Source organism: Paenibacillus sp. FSL P2-0089, from assembly GCF_038595095.1.
Taxonomy (GTDB): Bacteria; Bacillota; Bacilli; order Paenibacillales; family Paenibacillaceae; genus Paenibacillus_AQ; species Paenibacillus_AQ silagei.
The window spans coordinates 1,232,754-1,252,406 of record NZ_CP152006.1; the positions used below are offsets into that span (position 1 = coordinate 1,232,754).

Below are 19,653 nucleotides of genomic sequence, written 5' to 3' on the forward strand. Positions count from 1 at the left end.
TAATTTCACCTACCCATTAATTGTAATCAATTGGCGGGACAAGGGCAAATTAGGGATTTGTCTCACTTATAGGCTATATCTATGAACGTGATAGAATCTATATCTTTGTCCTTTGTCCTTCGTTATGATACAACAATATACAGAAGAACTATGTCTGCGACCAGCAGGACTACCTAAGGAGTGACAGGAATGAGCGAGGTCAAAAAAATCGCCGTAATTGCCGGGGACGGTATCGGACCTGAAGTTGTGGCGGAAGCGGAAAAGGTATTGAAAAGAACGGAAGAGCTGTTCGGGTATACATTTGAAACAGAGCACGCCCTGTTCGGCGGAATCGCCATTGATGAACGCGGAACTCCGCTGCCTGAGGATACGCTTGCGATCTGCCGCAGCGCCGATGCTGTATTGCTTGGAGCCGTAGGCGGACCGAAATGGGATAACAATCCTAAGGAGCTGCGTCCGGAGACCGGACTGCTCGGTATCCGCAAGGCGCTTGGCCTATTCTCCAATCTGCGTCCGGCGGTGGTCTTCGATTGTCTGAAGGATGCTTCGACGCTGAAGCCGGAGGTCCTGGAAGGCACAGACCTGATGGTCGTGCGTGAATTGACAGGCGGGATCTACTTCGGGGACAAGCTGCGCCGTCAAGGTGAGCATGGGGAAGAAGCGGTAGATACTTGTGTCTACAACGTCACTGAAGTGGAGCGGATTGTACGCCAGGCGTTCGAGATTGCCGGGAAGCGCCGGGGCAAGCTGGCGAGTGTCGACAAAGCCAACGTTCTGGAGACCTCCCGTCTGTGGCGTGAAGTGGTGAACAGACTGGCGCCGGAATATCCGCAGGTTGAAGTTGAGCATGTGCTGGTGGATAACTGTGCGATGCAGCTGCTGCGCCGTCCTTCGAGCTTCGATGTCATCGTGACCGAGAATATGTTCGGTGATATCCTGAGCGATGAAGCAGCGATGCTGACAGGCTCCATTGGTATGCTGGCCTCCGCTTCACTGGGAGAAGGCAGCTACGGACTCTATGAGCCGGTTCACGGCTCCGCGCCTGACATTGCCGGACAGGGGCTGGCGAACCCGATCGCTACGATCCTGTCGCTTGCACTGATGTTCCGTATGACCTTCGGCTACGAGAATGCAGCCGCAGCCATTGAAGCCGCAGTTGCGGAGGTACTGGATGCCGGTCACCGGACGAGCGATATCGCAGTTGATAAGAGCAAGGCGATCAGCACCACAGAGATGGGCGACCTGATTGTAGCCGCTATCCGCAAAGCCTAGTTCTACCACATGTATCCCTTTTGACGCAGAATGAAGAAAAACTTCACAAAATGTTGCTTATTTATAATTATTATAAAAAAGTAATCAATGTAATATTGACTTTGATTTTGTACGATGATAACATTTGGTCTGTACCCGTAAGAATGTAACCATCCAATAAAATCAAGAAAAGCATATTGCATCCGGCAACGGTCCGGTAGCTGTTTTTCTTACATAATCAAAAGGAGGATTTAAGCAATGGCAGAACGTTTGGTAGGTAAACCCGCTCCTGACTTCTTCATGGAGACAGTAACAGGCGACGGTAAGGATTTCGGTAAGGTAAGCTTGTCCGACTATCGCGGCAAATGGCTTGTATTCTTCTTCTATCCGCTTGATTTCACCTTCGTATGTCCAACTGAAATCACAGCCCTGAGTGATGCTGCTGCTGATTTCGCAGAGCTTGATACAGAAATTCTAGGTGTGAGCATCGACTCCATCCATAGCCACAAGGCTTGGTTGTCTACACCTAAGGATATGAACGGTCTTGGCCAGATCAACTTCCCGCTGGCTTCTGATATCACGAAGAAGGTTGCCAGCGATTATGGCGTCCTGATTGAAGAAGAAGGCATTGCGCTGCGCGGACTGTTCATCATCGATCCTGAAGGTGAACTGAAGTATCAGGTTGTTAACCATAACGATGTGGGCCGCAGCGTTGAAGAGACATTGCGTGTGCTGCAGGCTCTCCAATCCGGTGGGCTGTGCGCTATGAACTGGAAGCCAGGCGACAAGAACCTGTAAGCTTCCGGGCCTCATGAACCGCGATCTTTGATATACTAAGAGGACCTCCTTGCGGGAAGCATTATTCCCTTCAAGGAGGTTTTTTGCAAAGATATGGAATGACGTTTGAAAATGGGCATAAAGGTTAATATATAGCTTGTAAGGAGAGGAATCTCTCCCGCTGTTTTGTAATATACTAATAGGAAATCAAATCAACGACAACACTCAAGGAGGGTGAACAAAAATGAGCTTTTGCTGTGGAGCGAGTATGGTTGGAACGAAGGGAACCCTAAAGCATTATCGCACGCAAGTCCATAATGTTCCCCTGCTTTTTTGTCCGGTATGCCACCGGGTAGAGGTACATTACAAAGTCGAGAATGAATATGAAATTCTGGCGGAATATGCCCATGGCGACGGCGTCACGGATGTGGATTTCCAGGATTATGTGATGGAGGAAGAGGAAGCGATCTTCGAGAACGTCATCAATATGGAGAGCGAGGACCCGCTCGCGATCATACGCAGCCAGATCGATATGTCGCTGGACCTGCTGGCGGTTGCCAAACAGATCGGCGACTCCAAATGGGAACGTGAGCTGAAGAAGCGTCTGGCTGTTATGAGCCAGCGGCGTCACCGGCTCCAGCAGAAGGCTTGAATATCTGTCTTGATCCTGCCGCCATCATGTTATAAATCAGTGAGCTCCTGCCGCCTGGCGGGGGCTCTTTTCAATGTATTTGCAGGAAATAAATCATTCCCCTCCCACTTAAATGTGTCTTAAGAATCATTTTAGGAATATTTTTGCCATTCGACAGATTCTCTGATTGCGTTGTCTTCTTCTCTTGGATATGATTGGAATATAGTTGAAACGGTTGGATAATACAATACGATTTTCGAATGTTCTGGCGGCTTCGTCATATACTCAGATACATAGTAATTTGATGTCGCTTAAGCGTCTTCGTCAATTGCAGTAAAAGGGGGAACTTCGTATCGTGATAAGCCAATATCAGGAAAGCTTGCTATTATCGGCAAGAACGTTTCAATCTGGTCCGATGGATACCACATTTGAGGATGTGCTGGAGCACATCGACAGCGGGATTCTGCTTTTTGATGATGAGGGTGTGCTGACTTTCGTCAACAAGCAGATGTACGGCATTCTGGAGCTTAACCGTCACTCTCTTCTGGGCTGCACCTTGCATCATCTGTTATCCCATATTCAGCTCAGCCGCTTCAAGAAGAAACAGGTGCTCAGGAGTTATCGTGAAATGGTGCTCAAAGGTAAGCCAAGCTATGAATTTGTAGATGAATATGGACGGTACTGGCGCGCAACCTTGTCCAGCGGAGAGGAAATGAAGGGCAGCTACCTGTTCACATTCAAAGAGATCTCCGACTACAAGCTGATTGAACAGACGGCCTACCAGAACGACAGCCTGGCCATGCTGGGCCGGTTATCGGCCTCCATCGCCCACGAGATCCGCAATCCTCTGACGGCTATCCGGGGGTTCATCCAATTGCTTCATCCCCATCTGCATCTGCTTGGCAAAGAAGAATATGCGAAGATTATATTAGCGGAGATTGACCGTGCCAATGACATTATTCATGAATTTCTGACTTCCTCCAAGCCTTCTGTGCCGCAGATCAGCATGATTCCTGTCTCTGCCTTGCTGAAGGAAGTGGTCCTGCTTACAGAGAGCGAGGCGCTGATGAAGGGCTGCCAGATCAACTTGCAGGTGCTCCAGGAGGACCTGGTCATCTCAGGGGATATTAAGCAAATGAAGCAGGTTGTGCTAAATATGATCAGAAATGCGATGGAAGCGATCTCGGAGCGGGTGGATGATTCTGTAGGCCGGATTGAGGTAGGCGCACGTAAAGAAGGAACAGAGGTGCGCATCTTCATCTCTGACAACGGTAAGGGAATGGATATCTGCACGCTTGACAGACTGTTCAATCCGTTCTTCACCACGAAGGAGAATGGGACGGGACTCGGACTCTCCGTCAGTGACCGGATCATCAAGAATCATGGCGGCTGCATCTCGGTCAGCAGCCGGCTGAATGAAGGAACCCGGTTCGTCATTTCGCTTCCGCTTACTCACTAATGCTATCTTAAGCCCGTTGTTCTCGGTGGAGTTCATTCGGGTTATAATCAATATGTAAGGGCTGATTCCTGCAATGCACGAACAAGTGCGGGAGATCAGCCTTATCTGCGTTAGTCGGAGGGATGGAGCTTGATCTTTGAATGGAGCAGTGATGCCGGTAAAGCTTCACCGCAAGGAGATGCTGTATGTCTAATCATCTCAGAGGCACAGGCACAGGGAGAAGGACTTCCGGCAGATTGGGCCGCGAGAGTCCGCCTATTGTCCGCAGCGGGCCTGTTCAGCGGCAAACAGGGGCAAGTGTATATCCTGCCCCTAATGGAGCAGCCTGAGCAGCCTGTGGTCATTCTGGCCGGAAGCGGAAAGGGCCAGATGGGGATGCACGAGCTGCGGCAGCTGATGGCGCAGACCGCCAGGGCAGCTTATAGGCTGAAGGCCGCTACGCTGGTTGTGCAGATATTGGCGGTACCGGGCGGGCTGACTGGGGCGCTGAAGGCGGAGCAGGCCGGCCAGGCCATCGCGGAAGGGCTGGTCCTGGGGTCGTACCGCAGAAGACACTATAAGCTGGACCAGGCAGCCTATACGGGTATAGATACGGTACATCTGCGTACGGAAGGCAAGAGCGAAGCAGCAGAAGAGGAAGCCTGGAGACAAGGCATCAAGCGGGGGAAGGCTTTCGGGGAGGCTGCCAACCTTGCCCGTGATCTGACCAACCGTCCGGGGAATCTGCTGACTCCTTCGGGTCTTGCAGTGGCTGCTATCGAAATTGCACAGCGGCACGGGCTTCCGGCTGAAGTACTGGATGAACGGGAGCTTGCGCTTAAGGGAATGGGCGGCTTGCTTGCGATCGGCAGCGGCAGTGTGAATCCTCCCCGCATGATTGTTATCCGCTATCAGGGGACGAATCAATGGGAGAACGCAGTGGGCTTGGTCGGCAAAGGAATCACTTTCGATACCGGGGGCATCTCCCTGAAGCGGGCACCGGGCATGGAGAGCATGTTCAGTGACATGGCCGGGGCCGCAGCCGTTCTGGCGGTTATGGATGCGCTTGGGCATTTGCGTCCCAAGGTCAATGTGGTCATGCTGATTCCGGCGGCAGAGAATATGCCGGCAGCGAATGCTTATAAACCGGGCGATATCATTACTACCCTCAGTGGAAGAACGGTCGAAATCATCAATACTGATGCGGAGGGACGGATCATTCTGGGAGATGCGCTCACCTATGCCCGGGAATGGGGCGCACAGCGGATCATTGACGTAGCCACGCTGACAGGAGCTGTGGTGTCGATTCTGGGAGATGTGGCTACAGGGGCAGTAACGAATGATCAAGCATTCCTGGAAGAGCTTCTGGCAGCCTCAAGGCTGTCAGGGGAGCACATCTGGCCGTTGCCTGTCTATCCTGAATTCCGGGAGATGCTGACAAGCGAGGTTGCGGATCTCCGCAATGCTGCCGGGCGATATGGGGCTGCCAGCACGGCGGGGCTGTTCATCGGAGAATTCGCCGAGGGATTGCCGTGGGTGCATCTGGATATTGCAGGGACTGCCTTTCTGTCTGCGGAACGGGGTGTGAATCCTAAGGGCGCCACCGGCATCATGGTCCGCACCTTGCTGGAATATCTGCTGAGCGCTGCAGCTGAACCAGATTACCGCTCCCCTGAGGCCTAGACCGAATTGTCCAAACAGACACAAAGAGCCGCAGATTCTCAGTTTCCTGAGACCTGCGGCTCTTTGTTCATTTGGAATCCTGCTTCTCATAACTGCGGGAATAGCAGCCTATTTACGGGCCTTCATCTGGGCTGTCAGGGATTGGACGCCATTCATAATCTTATCCCGTGTATTCTTATTCTTCAGCAAGTAGGCGGCTCCCAAGGCTACCGTTGTAAACAAAGTCTTCTTGGTGTTCATGGTTATTCCTCCTTGGCAATAGTCTGGTTGTTAAAAGCTTATAACTAACATACCCGCATGCCAAGGTTTCTAAACGAAAGAATACTAAGTCTGTATCCGCTAGAACTGCATCCTAGCGCTTGCTGCCCAGTGAAGCACTGCCGCAGGACAGAGGTGAATCCATCGCTGCTGCGGGACAGGTCTTGCCCTTGTCACAGCCTGCACAGGCCCCCTGCTTGCCTTTCTGTACATGGCGGTAGATCATCCAGCCGGAATACCCGAATATTAGCGCCACAATCACAATATTAACGATCATTGCCGTCATCGCTTCCTCTCAAAATAACTTGGACTTGCTGCGGGGCTACGACCATCCGAGCAAACGTCCTCCTTGATAGATCACCAGTGACACCGCATAGGCCAATACCAGAGAGTAACCCATGGAGAAGAATGTCCATTTCCAGGACGCAGTCTCTTTCTTGATAACGCCGACAGTGGCCAGGCAAGGAATGTAGAGCAGGATAAAGGCCATGAAGCTGATCGAGCTAAGCGGTGTAAAGACTGAAGCAATCTGGCCTTCCAGTCCCGCTGTATCCGGGGCATGGTAGATGATGTTCATGGTAGAGACCACAACCTCTTTAGCGAGGAAACCGGGCACCAGAGTAGATCCCGCCTGCCATGTTCCGAAGCCGAGCGGCTGCAGCAGCGGGGCAATGAAGCCGCCGAATTTGGCCAGGAAGGAGTGATCCATGTCCACATTGAGACCGCCAGGACCAGCGTAGGACATCAGCCAGATCAGGACCGAGCCGGCCAGGATAATGGTCCCTGCTTTGCGCAGGAAGCCCTTGCCCTTCTCCCAGGTGCTGCGGCTCAGTGTCTTGAGCTGCGGCATCCGGTAAGGAGGCAGCTCGATAATGAAGATAGACGCCTCATTCTTGAACAGGTACTTGGAGAAGAACTTACACAGAACCAGGGCAAATACAACACCCATGACATACATAGAGAGTACAGCTGCAGCTTGCTGGGCAGGGAAGAAGACCGCTGCGAACAGCAGATAGACTGGAAGCCGGGCAGAACAGGACATCAGCGGCATAAGCAGTGTCGTCAGCATCCGGTCCTTGGGCTGTTCAATACTTCGGGCCGCCATAATCGCCGGTACGTTGCAGCCGAAGCCGATAATGAACGGAATGAAGGCCTTGCCGTTCAGTCCCATCCGTTCCATCGTGCTGTCCATCAGCAGGCAGACACGGGCCATATACCCGGAATCCTCCAGGAAGGAGATCATCAGGAACAGGATGAATATCTGTGGAACAAATACGAGCACGCCGCCCACACCGCCGATGAGACCATCAACGATCAGTGCGTGCGTGAATTCCGAAGCCCCGATGGCCCCCAGCAGCGAATTCGTCCAATCGCTGAGCTGACCGCCGATGAAGCCATCCAAGAGATCTGACAACGGCCCGCCAATCCAGTCAAAGGTAGTTTTGAACATGACATACATAAACAGGATGAACAGGGGCAGTCCGAGAAAACGGTGGGTAAGGATGGAATCCAGACGTTCGGTCAGATTATGCGGTTTTTGCAGGGTGGAGTCTATCGCTTCAGCGCACACCTTGCGGATGTAGTCCATGCGGACCGAGCGAATCCACTGGGGAAGAGTGAGTGCAAGCTTCTCCCGCTGCAGCCGGGTCTGAGCGGTATCTGCAATCAGCAGCAAGCCGGAAATATCCGTCCGCTTCTTAAGCAGTTCCAGGATTACCGGGTTCTGCTCCAGCAGTTGGAGAGCAACCCAGCGGAGATTAGGCAGGCCAGAGATCTTTTGCAAATGTGTAACAATGGAGGCTATGGCTTCTTCAGCGAGTTCGCCATAATTCAACTGGAAGGTAACAGGCGGGATATGGGAAGGCTGCTCCAGCACGCTAAGCACCTGACCGGTTCCTTTGCCTGTCCGGGCAATCAGCGGCAGCACGGGAATACCGAGCTGTTCCGAAAGAATGTCGGGGTTCACCTGAATGCCGCGCGCCTTGGCAACATCGGTCATATTCAGTCCGAGGATCGTCGGCTTGCCATACTCCAGCAGTTGCAGGGTAAGCAGCAGGTTTCGTTCCAACTGCGAGGCATCGACAATATTGATAAGTGCTTCAGGGGTTTCTTCGATTAGATATTGTGCGGCTACGCCCTCATCACGGGAGAGGGGGTGAAGGGAGTAGATTCCAGGCAGATCGATGAGCTTCCCGGCTCCGTTCTTCAGACTGCCGATTTTTTTCTCAACCGTAACGCCTGCCCAGTTCCCTACGTATTCGTAGGAGGAAGTCAGGGTATTGAACAGCGAGGTTTTCCCGGTGTTGGGGTTCCCCACAAGTGCGATGGAGCTCATGATACTTTCACCTCTATCATAGATGCTTCCTTCCGCCGGATAGCAAATAGCTGACCGTTACATTCAAGCGTAATCGGACCCATGAACGGCCCTTTGCCCTTAAGACGGATCATTACACCCTCAGATACTCCCAGATCGGCCAGACGGCGGCGCAAAATTGGATTCATGCCTTCAATTCTTTGAATGGAGCCGGTAGTGCCTGGTTGCAAACGCAGCAAGGAGCAGGATGTTAGAGCCATTGTTATCCCTCCGAAAGAGACTGATAATCAATCTCAATGATTTCTTGTAATGTAGCATTTTACTGCCATTTATTCTGTGATTAATGTCATTGTTTCTGTTAGCGAAAATCGATATGAAGATTACTGAAATTTTCTTTACAATATCTTCTTCATTAAAGTATGATTGAACGATAATATAAGCATAGTACTAAAGAGATACCCCGAAGGGAGAACAGATTGTGAAGACTAATCATAGTAAAATTGTCGATTGTACCATCCGTGATGGGGGATTGGTAAATAACTGGGATTTCAGTATTGAATTTGTTCAGAAATTATATGCCGGACTGAATGAAGCCGGTGTTGATTATATGGAAATCGGATATAAGAACTCGCCGAAGCTGCTCAAAGGGGCAGAGGGTGCAGGCCCTTGGCGCTTTTTGAATGATGACTTCCTGCGCAAGGTCATTCCGCAAAAGGGGCATACGAAGCTGTCGGCTCTGGTCGATATCGGCCGGGTGGACGAGAATGATATTCTGCCGCGCAGCGAGAGCATGCTCGATCTGATCCGTGTGGCCTGTTACAGCAAGGATGTGGACAAGGCCCTTCAGCTGGTGCAGACCTTCCATGACCTGGGCTATGAGACGACCATTAATATTATGGCCCTGTCCAATGTGATGGAGAATGAGCTGCTGGAAGCCTTCGAGCAGATCCGTGAGAGCGTAGTTGATGTAGTCTATATCGTGGATTCTTACGGCAGCCTGGATCATAATGACTTTCATTACCTGGTAGAGAAGTTCAAGACACATCTTCCGGAGAAGCGGCTCGGTGTGCATACCCACAACAATCTTCAGCTGGCCTTCTCCAATACGCTGATTGCAGCCGAGAAGGGGGTAGAGCTGCTGGATGCTTCCTGTTATGGAATGGGCCGCGCCGCAGGCAACTGTCCTACAGAGCTGCTGGTTACCCATCTGAAGAATACGAATTATACGCTCCGGCCTGTTCTGGATATCATTGAGAACCTGATGATCCCTCTGCGGGAGAAGGAAGAGTGGGGCTATATCATTCCGTATATGATTACAGGAACGCTGGACGAGCATCCCCGCTCGGCAATGGCGCTGCGATCTTCGGCCGATAAAGATAAGGCGGTTGACTTCTATGACACACTGACAACACCCGAGGTCAATTTCGGGGACAAATAACCGTCTGGAAGGAGAAAGCACTGGCCTCTGTTTGTAGGCAGGTGCTTTTTTTCTGCCGAATCTGCTTCCTTACAATATTAGTAGGTGATCAATGTAACTTTACAGAGCTATCTAGCCGATATTTATACATAGGACATCATACACATCCATCTGACTTTATAGATATTATTTTTAGACGCGAGGGACTTATGAGACAAGAAGAGAGAAAGACGATTCATGCGGCTATTTTGGGGGCTGTGCTATTCCTTCTGATCCAGATTTTTCGTACACCGCTGGGCCGAATCGAGGACAAGGATTTACTGATAGCCTTTTACCTTATTTTGGGCTGCTGTACTGTCGCGTTCGGTTTTGCGATTTTTGCCCAGGGCTGGCTGCTGTTCGCCAATAGTCTATCTAAGGCTAGGCTGTACACCTCTGCATTGTTCCTGGGGGTGAGCATTTTTGATTTCCTGCATGTACTCGGGTTTGTAGGTATTCCCGGAATCATCTCGTATATCAGCCCGGAGCAGTCCTTATGGCTCCTGACGTTCTCCCGGCTGGCCAGTGCACTGGGGATTATGCTTATTTTCAGCAGAGAAGACCAGCTTGTAGGAAACGGCGTCAAGGGGAAGGTGTTTCGGAATGCTTTTGTGGTGATTCTGCTGTCTTTGGCTGTGTTTGGTCTCGGCAACCTGATTGTCTCCGGGCTGGCGGACGAACCATGGGCAGAAACGGCAAGAGACCTGATGAACATGGCGATACTGTTCGTCTATTTGCTTGGTGCTGCGATTATTATCTATCCTGGCAAAAGCGAAAAGTCAGCCTCTCTGCTGATTATTATCCGTTCCCTTGTATTTTTCTCACTGGCTCAGGTCTTCTTCATGAATCTGTTCAGTGTCGGAGAATTGGATTATCTCTTCGGGATGCTCAGCAGCGCAGCGGCCTATTATCTTCTGCTGACCGGGGTCTACAGATTGACGATTGAGGAGCCATTTCAGGAGAATCAGCAGGCGGAAGCGCGGATTAATTATCTGGCGTACCACGATGAGCTGACAGGTCTTCCGAACAGACGCCGCCTGATGCAGCGCATGGAAGAGGTGGTGCTCCAGAGTGAGCAGGACAAAAGCCGCGGCTTCGCCGGGCTGGTCATTATGAACATCAACCATTTCAAGAATATCAATGACTCTCTTGGCCATTATGCAGGAGATCTGCTGCTGCAGCTGGTCGCCCGGCGGATCGGGGATGAGGTTAGAGTCAATGAAGAGCTCTTTAGTATGGGAGCGGACGAGTTTGCTTTTCTGATGACGGAGCGGACGGGTCTGGAGAATTGTCTGGTCCGGGCGGGTGAGCTGCTGCGCCTGTTCGAGACACCGGTAGGCCTGGAGTCGGGCGAATACCATATCTCGCTGAGTCTGGGGGTAAGCATCTACCCCGGGGATGGAGATACGGCAGAGCAGTTGATACAGAATGCAGACACAGCGGTGCACAATGCCAAGGATCAGGGGGTGGAGATCCGCCGCTATATTCCGGCTATGCAGATGAAGGCGAAGGAACGGCTCAAGCTGGAGAACGATCTGCGCCGGGCGCTGGAACGGGGGGAGTTCTATCTGGTCTATCAGCCCCAGGTACTGCTTGAGACAGAAGAGATTGTCGGCATGGAGGCGCTGTTGCGCTGGAACCATCCCAAACGCGGCTTGGTCTCTCCGGTGGATTTCATTCCTATCGCTGAAGAGAGCGGGTTAATTGTCCCCATTGGGGAATGGGTGCTTAAGACGGCCTGTATGCAGAATAAAATGTGGCAGGATGCCGGCTATCATCCGATTTGCGTGTCCATTAACCTCTCGATGCGCCAGTTTCTGCAGCCCAATCTGGCCGGCAAAATTGATGCCATCCTGAAGGATATCGGTCTAGATCCCTGCTACGTGGATTTGGAGATTACCGAGAGTATGACTCTGGACAAGGAGACCGCCTTCGACCAGTTGAACCGCCTAAAAAGACTTGGCGTATGCATCAGCATTGATGATTTCGGCACAGGCTACAGCTCACTGCACTATCTGAAGAATATGCCGATTGACCGCTTGAAGATTGATCGTTCCTTCGTATCCGATGTCATGGAGGACAGCAACAATGCCGCGATTGTCTCTACAATTACCTCGATGGCGCACCATTTGAAGCTCAAGGTCACCGCTGAAGGTGTGGAGAACAAGGAGCAGCTGCACTTTCTGCGCCAGCAGCATTGCCATGAGGCCCAGGGGTATCTGTTCAGCAAGCCGGTGAAGGCGGCCGAATTCGAACAGTCCTTCCTGAAGCCTCTGCTGGAAATGCCATCGTGACCTAACCTCCGTTATCTGAATGTAATAGGGTTGCAATTTATTCGTAGTGATGCTACAATGTTTCTTGTACTCAATTCGAGTTGCGGGTGTAGTTCAATGGTAGAACTTCAGCCTTCCAAGCTGATAGCGTGGGTTCGATTCCCATCACCCGCTCCATATTTAACTTCCGAAATCCTTGTCCGCAAGGGTTTTTTTGTTATTTCGGAGTTGTTGCAGGGAACTAGAATGTGTGGATAATGCTGGTCAGGGAGGATAGGGTACAGGGAAGAAGACGTAGTGGCAGGACGTGAGGGAGTACCTAGTGATAGAAGATACGTGAGTACATAGGGACAGAACATAAGGGATAGTACATACTGGCAGAACAATTACTAAATCTGCTGAAAGTAGGGTGCGGATTCTTTCAAAGGTAAAAGTCCCTCTAATTCGGCCTGAATTGGGCGATAGGTGAAAATGAGAGGGATAAATCCCTCTGATACGGCTGAAAGTTGGCTAAACGGGAAAATGAGAGGGATAAATCCCACTGATGCATCTGAAAGTCAGTTATACGTGAAAATCAAGGGGATAAATCCCACTGATTCCGCCAGCTGTGGCCATACGAGAAATTAGATGGCTGGATTGCAAAGGTGAGTAGTAGCACAAAGACTGCATACGCTCCAGCATATAAAACTTAGACGAAAGTTGACGGTAAGCAGAAATGAGGAGCATTAGTGCACCTGAATTCGCCGAAAGTTGACGGTAAGCAGAAATGAGGAGCATTAGTGCACCTGAATTCGCCGAAAGTTGACGGTAAGCAGAAATGAGGAGCATTAGTGCACCTGAATTCGCCGAAAGTTGACGGTAAGCAGAAATGAGGAGCATTAGTGCACCTGAATTCGCCGAAAGTTGACGGTAAGCAGAAATGAGGAGCATTATTGCACCTGAACTCGCTGAAAGTCGGCAGTAAGAGAGAATGAGCACAGGTGTCACAAGTCACACCGGCTACACCAGCCACAGCTAATCCATCTGTTGAAAAAGGCAGGCCCCCGATCCTTCGGGGGCCTGCCTTTGCTGATAAATGTGTCCCGATGACAGGTAAGCCGTCTGCCTTGGACGTTAGACGGTCTTCAGGAACTCGACAAGGGTCAGCAGGCCTTTGTCGAAGTTCTCCAGGTTGAAATGCTCGTCCGGCGCATGCAGATTCTCGTCATCGAGTCCGAAGCCCATCAAGACGACCGGCGCCTTCAGGATGCGGGCGAAGCTCTCCATGATCGGGATGGAGCCGCCGTCTTTGGTGAAGAGGGCGCGGGTGCCGTAGACCTTGCCGTAAGCATCGGCAGCGGTCTGCAGGATCGGGTGCGACGGATCGATGTTGAAGGCGCGTGCCTTTTCCATCTGCTTCACCTGAACCTTGGCGCCGCTCTGGATATTAGCCTTCAGATGGGCTTCAACGGCATCCAGGATGTGCTGCGGGTCCTGGTCGCCGACCAGGCGGCAGGTAATCTTGGCATGGGCTTCCTTCGGGATTACTGTCTTGCTGCCTTCGCCTTGGAAGCCTCCGTATACGCCGTTCAGCTCCAGCGTTGGACGCGCGCCGACCCGTTCCACGAAGGTGTAGCCTTCTTCGCCGTACAATTGCTCCAGGCCGAGGGCGGTCCGGATTTTGTCTTCATCCACACCTTGCTTGGCGAATTCTTCGCGCAGCAGCGGGGACAGGGCAGGCACACCTTCGTAGAAGCCTTCTACAGATACGCGGCCCTTGTCATCGTGAAGGGTGCTGAGCAGCGAGACCAGCGCATGCAGCGCATTGGGAACGCCGCCGCCGTAGGAGCCGGAGTGCAAATCAGTCAATGCGGTGTTCACTGTGACCTCCATCGAGCAGAGACCACGGAGCCCGGTGCAGATGGCGGGGCGTCCGCGTTCCAGCAGGGAGGTATCCGAGACGAGAACGGCATCTGCCGCAAGCTTGTCCTGGTTGGCTTCCAGGAATGGCGGCAGGTTGACGCTGCCAATCTCTTCTTCCCCTTCGATGCAGAGCTTGATGTTGACTGGCAGCGTGCCCTCTTGCTTGAGGATAGCCTCGATGGCTTTGATATGCATGAATACCTGGCCCTTGTCGTCTGTAGCTCCCCGCGCATACAGCTTGCCGTCACGGATCTCCGGTTCAAACGGAGGCGTAGTCCACAGGTTCAGCGGATCCACCGGCTGTACATCATAATGGCCGTAGACCAGAATGGTCGGCTTGCCGGGAGCGTGAAGGTAGTCTGCATAGATCACCGGATGACCGGCTGTAGGGTGCAGCTCGATATTCTCAAGGCCCGCACGCTTCAGGGTCTCTACCAGCCAGCCGGCTGCGGTATTGATGTCTTCCTTATGGCTGGACAGGGCTGAAATGCTGGGGATAGCCAGCCATTGCTTGAGTTCGGTGAGCTGGGCTTCGCGCTCAGCCTGAAAGTAAGTTTCGTATGACATTGTGGTTATGTACCTCCTTGGAATTCGCTGCTTAATACCACAGCTACCCGTATTATGCGGCGAAAGGCATAACGGAGGGTCTCTGCGGCTCAGGTTCGGCAGTGTAATGCATTCATTATACTGGAGATATCCCCATGGATCAAAAAAGGATTGTCCCGGCCCTTCAACATAGGGTGACTGGAGCTGCGTAGCTTAGGTAACACTTCCTTGCAGGCTGTTGATTACTGGCAGTAACCGTGATAGACTTACTTAGTTTAAGCAAAGGAACCGCCGAGCGCGGCGGAAGCGACAGGAGCGAAATTGTAGTGTCAACGAACATACCTGCAAGTGTTGAACCGATATATATTTATACGTATGCCCATTCGCCGGATGAGACCTCATTGTGCGGGATGGAGCTGCGCTGCCTGTTCGACCGGGAGATCCCTCCGGCTATATTTGCAAGCGGGGTAGAGGCGGATGTCAGCCGCAGCCCTTTTATCAAAGAGCGGATTGATGTGATGTACGAAGGGGACACGCTCCCGGAGATCTACAAGCAGACGGAGCAGGTAGATGTGGAGGGGCAGAGCTTCAAGGTTATTTTTGTGAAGACTAATGATCTGGCTCCTGAGCACAAAATCGAATACGGTGAGCGCAGAGTGATTGAGCGGGAAATCGGCCTGCGGATTGAGGGAGAGGCGGATGTGAACCATCCGGAGCTGGTGTACGGGATTGTAACGCTCGGCGGACGCTGGTACTTCGGCCCTTATCATAAGAACAATGCAACCTGGTTCCGGCAGATGCACAAGCCCCGCAGCTACTCCATAGCGCTCAGCACACGGGTAGCCCGGGCAGCGGTCAATATGGCGGTTCCGCGCATACCCGGTGTGAAGCTGATCGACCCCTGCTGCGGAATTGGCACAGTAATGGTGGAAGCTCTGTCGATGGGAATCGATGTCGTCGGCCGTGATATTAACCCGCTCATTGCAGCCGGTGCGCGGACGAACATTGCTCATTTCGGCTTCGAGAGTGTTGTTACGCTCGGAGATATCGCAGACATAGAGGAGCATTACGATGCGGCCATCGTGGATATGCCTTATAATCTGTATTCACGGATTACCCCCGAAGAGCAGTTTGCGATTCTGAGCCATACGCGGCGGATTGCGGACAGAGTGGTCATTGTAGCGATTGAGGCTGTGGATGAGATGATTGCTGCGGCCGGTTTTACAATTATAGACCGTTGTGTGGCGCGTAAAGGTGCGTTCTCCCGTCATCTGATGCTGTGCAAGTAGACCCCTTGAATTAAGGGCGTAATTAAATCCGAGTGAAGGCGGTGTGCTTATGGAACCGAAATGGTTAACCTGGGCCAAAGAAATTCAAGCGATTGCCCAGACCGGACTGACGTATGCCAAGGATGTATATGATATTGAGCGTTATCAGGCACTGCGCGAGCTGAGCGTGGATATTCTGGCGAATTATACGTATGAGAGCAAGGAGCGTATCCGACTCTCTTTCGCAGGCGAAGGAGGGTATAGCACACCTAAGGTGGATATCCGGGGAGTGATTTTTCAGGAGGATAAAATTCTGCTCGTACACGAGAAGCTCGACGGAAAATGGGCACTGCCCGGAGGGTGGGCGGATATCGGACTGTCACCAAGCGAGGTAGTAGTGAAGGAGATTGCCGAGGAATCCGGCTACCAGGCGGAAGCAGTCCGTCTGCTTGCTGTGCTGGATAAGAAGTTCCATCAGCATCCCCCGGAGCCGTACCATGTCTACAAAATGTTCATCCTCTGCAGAATTACCGGCGGGGAGGCGGCGGGTGGTGTGGAGACGAGCGGTGCGGGATTTTTTGCCGAGGATGCATTGCCCGAATTGTCTGAAGAGCGCAATACGGCGGAGCAGCTGCACACCCTATTCCAATATTTACATCATCCCGAAAAAGAAGTAATATTGGACTAAAGCACTGCATATAATAGATAACCAAGAGTGTATATAAGTTTTATGAATACATTTTTTGGTTAATATTATTTATGTAAGCCTTTACAGTGATGATCCGCTGAGCCTTTATATCTAAAAAATTTATCGAAAACATCTCTTTTTGGGCCTGGCGGTCTACATTTTTTCCTCTGCTTTGACGATAAGAATTTTAGGAGGGGATCGCATGGAACAAGAAGAGCTAAGACTTCCGCTTGCGCAGGAGGGGATGACCCGGCCTACAGAGGGCAATATCGCCACGGGCCTGGTATGGGGTGTCCTGATCAGTATTCCCTTATGGATCTCGTTGATCGGCTGGATGATGGGCATCTGGAATTTCTAGGACCCGTCCGCAGCAATAGCTAAGTCTCACTACTACTAACTGCACATATACAATGAAGGCTGCCTCTTCGAAGTGAAGAAGCAGCCTTTTTATGCGGATTGATTTACGATTCGTTGTTGATATGCGCCAGCTGGAAGGTCTCGCAGACCACCCGCATATCCGGGTCGAAGGACTTACCCTCACGCTCCAGCTCCCTGGTGAAGAACACCTCATGCTCGTAGCGCCAGGATTCAAGGCTGCGGTCATCCTCCCCTTCGGAGTAGGCGAATTCAGCGGTTACCTCAGCGAATGGAACGACCTCCACCTTCGTTGTTTCGATGATCGCGCGCGGCTGCCCTGTGCTGTCCAGCAGGATGGATAACCCGCCTGTAAAAGGCATGGTCAGCCCTTGCGCTTCAATCAACTCATAATTTTGCGCGGTCCCGGTCTTGATTCCTCTAAGAACCAGATCCAGCAGCTCATCTGCCAGCCGGGGATTGTCGCCGAACGCCCAGGCGCTGTCGAATTTGTCTGCCGCTTCCGGATGCTTCGCCAGATAACTCTCCCAATATTTCGCAATTTCCGGGGTTAATGTCATTACGGTCACCTCTACCTTAGATTTAGTATTTAGTCTGTCTACAATTCACATCTCCGCTTCGCTCAACCAGCCGCTATACAGGTCATCGAGCTTCTGCTGCGCAGCATCTCTCATTCCTTGCAGCTCGGCCAGCTTCTCTGCATTGCTCGACAGCTGCGGGTCCAGCATCTCGGCATCGATAAGAGCAAGCTGCGCTTCCGCTGCGGCAATGTCCTGCTCCCACGAAGCCGCCGGACGCGGCTTGCGGTTCGGACTGGCAGGGCCGGAGGGGGATCCCCCTGTATTCTTGCGGCGGGAGGAAGCGGATTCCGTACCCGAACCTGTTGAGGCAGAGGCGGAGGCAGAAGGGGAGCGGTCTACCTGCCCGCTTAAGGAGCGGGGCTTGCCGGTGCCGTTCCCGGAAGATTCCGGCTGTGTGGCCTCTTTCCGCTGGGCGGCTTCGGCCTGCTTTTCCTTATAGTATTCATAGTTGCCCGGGAAGGAGGAGAAGCGTCCGCCGTCAATATGCCAGAGCTTGCCGAAGCAGCGGTTGATGAAATAACGGTCATGGGATACCGCCAGCACGGTGCCGGGGAACTCCTCCAGCGCTTCCTCCAGCGCCTCGCGGGAATCAATATCCAGATGGTTGGTCGGCTCATCCAGAATGAGCAGATTCGGCCTCTTGTGCATCAGGATCGCGAAGCGCAGCCGGGTCCATTCTCCTCCTGACAGGTTGGTGATGCTTTTGAAGACATCGCTGCCGTAGAAAAGGAAGCGGGCCAGCTGTCCGCGGGCTTCGCCTTCTTCAAGTCCGGCCTCCTCGCGGAAATACCGCAGCACGGAGTGGCCGCCCTCCTCCGGCACAGCTTCCTGGGCAAGATAACCGACGACAGCTCGGGAAGCGAGCGTACAGCTCCCGCTGTCCAGTGACTCCTGGCCGAGGATAATCTTCAGCAGGGTGCTTTTGCCTGCTCCGTTGCCGCCGATCAGTGCGGTGGTCTCGCCGTATCTCAGAATATCGCTGGCGGCCGAGAAAAGCCTGCGCTCCCCATAAGACTTGCTGATCCGGTCCAGGATGACGACCTGGTTGCCAGTCCGGTCCTCCTGCTGGAGCTGCAGATCCATGGACTTGCGCTCCAGGATCGGGCGTTTGACCTTGACCATCCGGTCCAGCGCCTTCTGCATGGACGCCGCACGGCGGTGGAAGGAAGGGTTCGGCGGATTGGAGCGGTTGCCCCATTCAATCAGCCTTTTGATACTCTCCTGCATCTGCTTGATCTTCTTCTGCTGCTCCTGATAGTCAGCGAATTGCTGAAGGAGCCGGGCTTCCTTCTCCACCTGATAACCGCTGTAGTTCGTATGGAAGGTGAAAGCCTCCCCGTCTTCAATCTCGATGACCTTCTTCACCACGGCATCCAGGAAGTAACGGTCATGGGAGATCGCCAGCACTGTGCCGTCATAGCTCTGGAGGAACTGCTCCAGCCACTCGATAGCCTCCATGTCCAGATGGTTGGTCGGCTCATCGAGCAGCAGGATGTCGGGACGGCGCAGCAGCAGCTCGGCCAGCCCTACCTTGGTCTTCTCTCCGCCGGAGAGGGAGGAGAAGCGGCGGTCGTACTGCTCCGTTCCAATCCCCAGCCCTGAGGCTACACGCTGGATCGAGGCTTCCAGCTCATAGCCGCCTGCGGCCTCGAACTTCTCCTGCAGGGTGCCGTATTCCTTAAGCAGCCGGTTCCAGGCCTGCCCGTCTTCGCCCGCGCCGGAGGAAGACATCTCCTGCTCCAGCTCCCGCAGGCGGCGCTGCCAGCCGAGCTGCTCGGCGAAGCTGCGCTGCAGGACGGCATAGACCGTGTCGCTCTCGTTCACCTCCTGAATCTGGGCAAGCAGGCCGATGACGCTGCCCCGGCGGATGGAGAGCTGCCCTTGGTCCGGACGTTCTTCTCCGCTCAGCAGGTGGAAGAGGGTGGTTTTGCCGCAGCCGTTGCGGCCGATCAGGCCGATTTTTTCGCCTTGGCGGATATCGAAGGTGACATCGCTCAGAACGAGCTGGGCACCGTGGTATTTTTGGATATTTTGACATGAGATAATCATCGTTAGGCTCCTTTTATTAGAATGCCCTCTGCTCGCCGCTTCTGGTTATCCGAATCCTCCGGTCAAAAGCACATAAAAAGGCCGCAGGGAAATTTCCCTGCGGCCTGAGAATTCTTCGGGTTAAGACATCCGTTGAAGTGTAGGCGAGAAAGGCATTTCACAA

The 19,653-nt window shown here is 52.7% G+C and carries 17 protein-coding genes and 1 tRNA gene; 11 read left to right on the plus strand and 7 right to left on the minus strand.

The window, feature by feature from the left end; all coding sequences use genetic code 11:
- The first annotated feature begins 189 nt into the window (after positions 1-189).
- The 5 genes from leuB to NST69_RS05210 all read left to right on the plus strand — a co-directional run bounded on the left by leuB (position 190) and on the right by NST69_RS05210 (position 5,780).
- On the plus strand, positions 190-1,272 hold the full coding sequence (leuB, locus tag NST69_RS05190; RefSeq protein WP_036727684.1) for a 3-isopropylmalate dehydrogenase: 1,083 nt from the start codon (positions 190-192) through the stop codon (positions 1,270-1,272).
- A gap of 237 nt (positions 1,273-1,509) precedes the next feature.
- Complete coding sequence (locus NST69_RS05195) at positions 1,510-2,049, plus strand: peroxiredoxin (protein WP_036727686.1); 540 nt, start codon at positions 1,510-1,512, stop codon at positions 2,047-2,049.
- Between the two features lie 223 nt (positions 2,050-2,272).
- Positions 2,273-2,680, plus strand: a complete 408-nt coding sequence (locus NST69_RS05200) for a hypothetical protein (protein ID WP_036727687.1) — start codon at positions 2,273-2,275, stop codon at positions 2,678-2,680.
- Positions 2,681-3,014: 334 nt separating this feature from the next.
- Entirely contained in the window at positions 3,015-4,118 is a 1,104-nt protein-coding gene (locus NST69_RS05205) for an ATP-binding protein (protein WP_036727689.1), read from the plus strand.
- Positions 4,119-4,247: 129 nt separating this feature from the next.
- Positions 4,248-5,780: a leucyl aminopeptidase gene (locus NST69_RS05210; protein WP_342548676.1), complete on the plus strand. Its 1,533-nt coding sequence runs from the start codon at positions 4,248-4,250 to the stop codon at positions 5,778-5,780.
- A 108-nt stretch (positions 5,781-5,888) separates the two neighbouring features.
- Here NST69_RS05210 and NST69_RS05215 read toward each other — a convergent pair whose 3' ends face one another.
- The 4 genes from NST69_RS05215 to NST69_RS05230 form a co-directional block, all read right to left on the minus strand.
- Positions 5,889-6,020: a hypothetical protein gene (locus NST69_RS05215; protein ID WP_256707444.1), complete on the minus strand. Its 132-nt coding sequence runs from the start codon at positions 6,018-6,020 to the stop codon at positions 5,889-5,891.
- A 112-nt stretch (positions 6,021-6,132) separates the two neighbouring features.
- On the minus strand, positions 6,133-6,315 hold the full coding sequence (locus NST69_RS05220; RefSeq protein WP_342548677.1) for a FeoB-associated Cys-rich membrane protein: 183 nt from the start codon (positions 6,313-6,315) through the stop codon (positions 6,133-6,135).
- A gap of 45 nt (positions 6,316-6,360) precedes the next feature.
- Entirely contained in the window at positions 6,361-8,373 is a 2,013-nt protein-coding gene (gene feoB / locus NST69_RS05225; RefSeq protein WP_342548678.1) for a ferrous iron transport protein B, read from the minus strand.
- Positions 8,370-8,612, minus strand: a complete 243-nt coding sequence (locus tag NST69_RS05230; RefSeq protein ID WP_036696155.1) for a FeoA family protein — start codon at positions 8,610-8,612, stop codon at positions 8,370-8,372. Before NST69_RS05230 ends, feoB begins: the two co-directional genes overlap by 4 nt.
- A 218-nt stretch (positions 8,613-8,830) precedes the next feature.
- On the opposite strand from NST69_RS05230, the gene NST69_RS05235 reads away from it, so the two are divergent.
- The 3 genes from NST69_RS05235 to NST69_RS05245 all read left to right on the plus strand — a co-directional run bounded on the left by NST69_RS05235 (position 8,831) and on the right by NST69_RS05245 (position 12,258).
- A complete protein-coding gene (locus NST69_RS05235; protein WP_200869575.1) occupies positions 8,831-9,790 on the plus strand; it encodes an aldolase catalytic domain-containing protein in 960 nt (319 codons plus the stop codon).
- Between the two features lie 188 nt (positions 9,791-9,978).
- On the plus strand, positions 9,979-12,102 hold the full coding sequence (locus tag NST69_RS05240) for an EAL domain-containing protein (protein WP_342548679.1): 2,124 nt from the start codon (positions 9,979-9,981) through the stop codon (positions 12,100-12,102).
- A gap of 82 nt (positions 12,103-12,184) precedes the next feature.
- Positions 12,185-12,258, plus strand: a tRNA-Gly gene (locus NST69_RS05245).
- Between the two features lie 936 nt (positions 12,259-13,194).
- On the opposite strand, the gene NST69_RS05250 is transcribed toward NST69_RS05245, so the two are convergent.
- Positions 13,195-14,550, minus strand: a complete 1,356-nt coding sequence (locus NST69_RS05250) for a dipeptidase (protein ID WP_342548680.1) — start codon at positions 14,548-14,550, stop codon at positions 13,195-13,197.
- A 305-nt stretch (positions 14,551-14,855) separates the two neighbouring features.
- Between NST69_RS05250 and NST69_RS05255 the strand changes: the two genes are divergently transcribed.
- The 3 genes from NST69_RS05255 to NST69_RS05265 all read left to right on the plus strand — a co-directional run bounded on the left by NST69_RS05255 (position 14,856) and on the right by NST69_RS05265 (position 16,843).
- Positions 14,856-15,818 (plus strand): RNA methyltransferase, encoded by a 963-nt coding sequence (locus NST69_RS05255; RefSeq protein WP_342548681.1) that lies wholly within the window; start codon positions 14,856-14,858, stop codon positions 15,816-15,818.
- 49 nt (positions 15,819-15,867) lie between these two features.
- Positions 15,868-16,485, plus strand: a complete 618-nt coding sequence (locus NST69_RS05260; RefSeq protein ID WP_342548682.1) for an NUDIX hydrolase — start codon at positions 15,868-15,870, stop codon at positions 16,483-16,485.
- 202 nt (positions 16,486-16,687) lie between these two features.
- Entirely contained in the window at positions 16,688-16,843 is a 156-nt protein-coding gene (locus NST69_RS05265) for a hypothetical protein (RefSeq protein ID WP_155991586.1), read from the plus strand.
- Between the two features lie 103 nt (positions 16,844-16,946).
- On the opposite strand, the gene NST69_RS05270 is transcribed toward NST69_RS05265, so the two are convergent.
- Both NST69_RS05270 and abc-f read right to left on the minus strand, forming a co-directional pair.
- The gene (locus tag NST69_RS05270; protein ID WP_342548683.1) at positions 16,947-17,420 is read right to left on the minus strand and encodes an ASCH domain-containing protein; all 474 of its coding nucleotides are present in this window, start codon (positions 17,418-17,420) and stop codon (positions 16,947-16,949) included.
- Between the two features lie 45 nt (positions 17,421-17,465).
- Positions 17,466-19,490: an ABC-F type ribosomal protection protein gene (gene abc-f / locus NST69_RS05275; RefSeq protein ID WP_342548684.1), complete on the minus strand. Its 2,025-nt coding sequence runs from the start codon at positions 19,488-19,490 to the stop codon at positions 17,466-17,468.
- Positions 19,491-19,653: the final 163 nt, after the last annotated feature.

What these genes read in the sequence shown, in the direction of transcription:
- leuB (WP_036727684.1), top strand. Translation starts at nt 190, where the DNA reads ATGAGCGAGGTCAAAAAAATCGCCGTAATTGCCGGGGACGGTATCGGA.
- NST69_RS05195 (WP_036727686.1), top strand. Translation starts at nt 1,510, where the DNA reads ATGGCAGAACGTTTGGTAGGTAAACCCGCTCCTGACTTCTTCATGGAG.
- NST69_RS05200 (WP_036727687.1), top strand. Translation starts at nt 2,273, where the DNA reads ATGAGCTTTTGCTGTGGAGCGAGTATGGTTGGAACGAAGGGAACCCTA.
- NST69_RS05215 (WP_256707444.1), bottom strand. Translation starts at nt 6,020, where the DNA reads ATGAACACCAAGAAGACTTTGTTTACAACGGTAGCCTTGGGAGCCGCC.
- NST69_RS05220 (WP_342548677.1), bottom strand. Translation starts at nt 6,315, where the DNA reads ATGATCGTTAATATTGTGATTGTGGCGCTAATATTCGGGTATTCCGGC.
- feoB (WP_342548678.1), bottom strand. Translation starts at nt 8,373, where the DNA reads ATGAGCTCCATCGCACTTGTGGGGAACCCCAACACCGGGAAAACCTCG.
- NST69_RS05230 (WP_036696155.1), bottom strand. Translation starts at nt 8,612, where the DNA reads ATGGCTCTAACATCCTGCTCCTTGCTGCGTTTGCAACCAGGCACTACC.
- NST69_RS05240 (WP_342548679.1), top strand. Translation starts at nt 9,979, where the DNA reads ATGAGACAAGAAGAGAGAAAGACGATTCATGCGGCTATTTTGGGGGCT.
- NST69_RS05250 (WP_342548680.1), bottom strand. Translation starts at nt 14,550, where the DNA reads ATGTCATACGAAACTTACTTTCAGGCTGAGCGCGAAGCCCAGCTCACC.
- NST69_RS05260 (WP_342548682.1), top strand. Translation starts at nt 15,868, where the DNA reads ATGGAACCGAAATGGTTAACCTGGGCCAAAGAAATTCAAGCGATTGCC.
- NST69_RS05265 (WP_155991586.1), top strand. Translation starts at nt 16,688, where the DNA reads ATGGAACAAGAAGAGCTAAGACTTCCGCTTGCGCAGGAGGGGATGACC.
- NST69_RS05270 (WP_342548683.1), bottom strand. Translation starts at nt 17,420, where the DNA reads ATGACATTAACCCCGGAAATTGCGAAATATTGGGAGAGTTATCTGGCG.
- abc-f (WP_342548684.1), bottom strand. Translation starts at nt 19,490, where the DNA reads ATGATTATCTCATGTCAAAATATCCAAAAATACCACGGTGCCCAGCTC.